Here is a 3,530-nt window from a genome sequence, read left to right on the forward strand (position 1 = left end):
TCACATCGAGAATTGTTTTATCGGTCCCTATAGCAGTGTGGCTAATGGAGTAAAATTAATCGATGCCGACATAGAACACAGTGTAATTCTCAAAGATGCCACGATTATTGGCATTCATCAGCGCATAGTTGATAGTGTGATTGGACGACGGGCAAAATTAGAAATCGCACCCCAACGTCCAAAAGCTTTACGCTTTATGATTGGGGATGATTCCCATGTGGAATTAGTTTAGTTATCGGGGATTAACTGCTTGTTTAATTAGGGTCTGCTGAAAAAGTTTTTCCTGGAGGCCGGGTGTGGGGTGTAGGGTGTAGGGTGTAGGGTTTTACCGATTTTCAGGGGTTCAATGACCTAATTTTCAGGGAAAAAGTATCTGAATTTTCCTCCCAATCACTGCAATCGCTGGCACTTTTTGATGGGAAAAAAGTCTAAAAGCCTTATCCAACAAGGTTTTTAGATTTATTCAGCCAACCCTAACTATGTTATAATCAAGAGTCTGACCTATTTTACCGTTCTAGAACTATGACGCAACAGTATCGCATTACCCTACTACCCGGCGATGGCATCGGGCCGGAAATCCTCGCTGTCACCGTAGAGATACTGAAAGTCATCGCTAAAAAATTTGACCTCCAGTTTGACTTCCAAACCGCTTTAATTGGAGGGGCAGCCATTGATGAAACCGGCAGTCCCCTCCCCGAAGCAACCCTGAGCGCCTGTAAAAATAGTGATGCTGTTCTCCTGGCCGCTATCGGGGGTTATAAATGGGATAATTTACCCCGGCAGCAAAGGCCAGAAACGGGATTATTAGGCTTAAGATCTGGTTTAGGTCTTTTTGCTAATTTGCGTCCTGCCACCATTTTTCCGCAATTAATCGACGCTTCTAGTCTCAAACGGGAGATTATCGAGGGAGTGGATATCATGGTCGTCCGGGAATTGACCGGGGGTGTCTATTTCGGTCAACCGAAGGGGATTTTTGAGACAGAAACGGGAGAAAAATGCGGTGTAAATACCATGGTTTACTTGGAATCGGAGGTGGACCGCATCGCTAAGGTAGCCTTTGAAATTGCCCAAAAACGCGGCAAGAAACTCTGTTCCGTCGATAAAGCTAATGTTCTTGATGTTTCCCAACTCTGGCGCGACCGGGTGACGAAAATGGCCGCTAATTATCCCGATGTGGAACTGTCTCATCTCTACGTCGATAACGCAGCCATGCAGTTAGTCCGGGCCCCCAAACAATTTGATACTATCGTCACGGGCAATTTATTCGGTGATATTCTCTCCGATGAAGCGGCCATGTTAACCGGTAGTATCGGAATGTTACCCTCCGCTAGTTTAGGGACTGCTGGGGTGGGAGTTTTTGAACCCGTCCACGGTTCGGCCCCGGATATCGCCGGCCAAGATAAAGCCAATCCGATCGCCCAGATTCTCAGTGCTGCTATGATGTTAAAATATGGGCTAAATCAGCCTTTAGCGGCAGCATCGCTGGAAAAAGCCGTAGAAAAAGTCTTAGACCTCGGTTATCGTACTGGAGATATTTTCTCAGAAGGTATGACCTTAGTGGGATGCCAAGCTATGGGCCAGGCCATCCTGAAAGTTTTAGAATTCTAACAAAAGTGACAAATTCCGAAATCGTCATATACCATTGATTTAATAAATACGTCAATTTAATCGTGGGGAGACGAGTGAGATGGTGGCCCTATCCGAGAAAACAGAACAACAGCGTGTCGATATGGAAATCCCAATTTTGTTAGATCCTACTGTCTTACGGGCAGCCAGACGCATTTATCGCATCTACTGTACCCTCAATAGCAGAGTTAGTAAACGTCCTTTCGGTGTCGCTATTAACCGCGACAATCATCGCGGCCAATTGATTTTTAACAATAAACCGATTCTTCTCCCCGGGGAATGTTTCGTCCCGATTAAGCAAATCGAATCAGAAGCCTATTAATTTTTGTGAAGATTTGCCCCGAATATCTTGCCAAACGTCAGCTAATACCCACTGACGTAATTTTTTTTTCTAACATAGGGTTTGCTGAATAAATCTAAAAACATTGTTCGATAAGACTTTTAGACCTTTTTGAAATCCAAAAGTACCGGCCATTGGAGTAATGGGGGGGAAAATTCCTGGACTTTTTCCCTGAAAATCGGTAAAACCCTACACCCCACACCCCACACCCAAGACAAACTTTTTGCCGCAAACCCTAATATAAAAAGATGTTCGGGAATAATCTTAACTCTACCCTAATCCAAGACCTCGATCGCCTAGAAAATCGTCTTCGGGAAATTCCCCTCGAACCGGGGGTGTACTTCCTGCGCGACCAAAATGGCGAAATTCTCTACATCGGTAAATCCAAAAAACTCCGGTCTAGAGTCCGTTCCTATTTTCGTCCCAGTCAACCCCTCAGTCCCCGCATTGCTTTGATGGTGCGACAGGTGACAGAAATTGAATTTATCGTCACCGACACGGAAGCAGAATCCTTGGCCCTGGAAGCTAATCTAATTAAACAACATCAGCCCCATTTTAATACTCTCCTCAAGGACGATAAAAAATATCCATACATTTGTATTACTTGGTCGGAAACCTACCCGCGCATTTTTATCACCCGCAAACGTAGCATAAATAACCAAAAAGACCGTTATTATGGTCCCTACGTCGATACTAGGCTGCTGCGCCACACTTTACACCTAATTAAACGCACTTTTCCCCTGCGTCAACGTCCCCAACCTCTTTTTAAAGACCGTCCCTGTTTAAATTATGATATCGGTCGTTGTCCGGGGGTTTGTCAAAAATTAATTAGTCCCCAAGATTATCGGGAAACCTTGCAGAAAGTGGCGATGATTTTTCAGGGAAGAACGGGAGAATTATTAGAGAAATTAGCGACAAAGATGCTAGAAGCGTCGGAAAACCTAGATTTTGAACAAGCGGCCACGATTAGGGATCAAATTCGCGGATTACAGGCCCTTAATACCGATCAAAAAGTCTCTTTACCTGATGATACCGTATCCCGGGACGCGATCGCTTTAGCTAAGGACGAGCAGCATTGTTGCATACAATTATTCCAAGTGCGTTCTGGTCGTTTGGTGGGACGTTTGGGATTTTTTGCCGATAGTCAGTCAGCAAACGAGGGAGAAATCCTGCAAAAAGTCCTAGAAGAACATTATTTATCGGTGGAAGGGGTGGAAATTCCTAGCGAAATCCTGTTACCCTGCGAATTACCGGAAGGTGAGGTGTTAGCGGGGTGGTTAAGGGAAAAAAAGGGTCGCAAAGTCGAGTTAACTGTCCCCCAACGGCAAAGTAAAGCGGATTTATTAGCTATGGTGGAGAAAAACGCTCTTTATGAGTTAGAAAAGACGAAAAGAAGCGCCGACCGAGATTTACAGTCTTTGCAGGATTTAGCGGTAATTCTCGATTTACCGGCACTACCCCACCGCATCGAGGGTTATGATATTTCTCATATTCAGGGTTCTAATGCAGTCGCGTCGGGAGTGGTGTTTATCGATGGGGTGGCCGCTAATCAACATTATCGTCA

General features: G+C 45.0%; 3 protein-coding genes and 1 pseudogene. All 4 read left to right on the plus strand.

Going from position 1 to position 3,530, the window contains the following annotated elements; all coding sequences use genetic code 11:
• Positions 1-232 (plus strand): annotated as a pseudogene (locus PX484_RS12950) (glucose-1-phosphate thymidylyltransferase); the annotation flags it as partial.
• Between the two features lie 290 nt (positions 233-522).
• Positions 523-1,608 (plus strand): 3-isopropylmalate dehydrogenase, encoded by a 1,086-nt coding sequence (gene leuB / locus PX484_RS12955; protein WP_288104149.1) that lies wholly within the window; start codon positions 523-525, stop codon positions 1,606-1,608.
• 79 nt (positions 1,609-1,687) lie between these two features.
• Positions 1,688-1,948 (plus strand): hypothetical protein, encoded by a 261-nt coding sequence (locus PX484_RS12960; protein WP_002734814.1) that lies wholly within the window; start codon positions 1,688-1,690, stop codon positions 1,946-1,948.
• Positions 1,949-2,214: 266 nt separating this feature from the next.
• A partial coding sequence (gene uvrC / locus PX484_RS12965) for an excinuclease ABC subunit UvrC (RefSeq protein WP_288104151.1) occupies positions 2,215-3,530 on the plus strand: 1,316 nt, incomplete at its 3' end.

Origin of the sequence: Microcystis sp. M49636_WE2, from assembly GCF_030065375.1 — a bacterium.
Taxonomy (GTDB): Bacteria; Cyanobacteriota; Cyanobacteriia; order Cyanobacteriales; family Microcystaceae; genus Microcystis; species Microcystis aeruginosa_C.

Coding starts and splice junctions, on each gene's coding strand:
- leuB (WP_288104149.1), top strand. CDS start 523: ATGACGCAACAGTATCGCATTACCCTACTACCCGGCGATGGCATCGGG.
- PX484_RS12960 (WP_002734814.1), top strand. CDS start 1,688: ATGGTGGCCCTATCCGAGAAAACAGAACAACAGCGTGTCGATATGGAA.